Origin of the sequence: Pseudomonas tremae (genome assembly GCF_001401155.1) — a bacterium.
Classification (GTDB): Bacteria; Pseudomonadota; Gammaproteobacteria; order Pseudomonadales; family Pseudomonadaceae; genus Aquipseudomonas; species Aquipseudomonas tremae.
Window position 1 is genome coordinate 1 of sequence record NZ_LJRO01000487.1, and the last position, 305, is coordinate 305.

The 305-nt window shown below is 58.0% G+C and carries 1 protein-coding gene; it reads left to right on the top strand.

The genetic code is table 11. The annotated features are described in order from the left end of the window. On the top strand, positions 1-228 hold a 228-nt coding region (locus ALO43_RS31235; RefSeq protein ID WP_235812551.1), incomplete at its 5' end, for a hypothetical protein. Between the last annotated feature and the right edge of the window lie 77 nt (positions 229-305).

The window sequence follows — 305 nt, forward strand, 5'->3', positions numbered from 1 at the left end:
ATCGTGCAGATGCTCCGCGCCAGCATGCGGTACTGGACGCTCTGCCTGCGGCAGACTGACATTTGCTCAGTCTGCGACCCGGCAAAATGGTTGCTGAATATTGCGCGCATATTCGGGCGCTCTGCGCCAACGCACCCTATCGTCCTGACCGGCGCTGCGCGCCCACCTCGCTCGCAAGCCTTGCGCCAAGCGGTGCCGAGCGCATTCAACCCACCCCAACAGGCCTGAAAAACGTCCATTCCTGCCATCTGGATGCCGCTTCCATTGAGCACAATCTGTCTCTTATACACATCTAAAAAAAACAC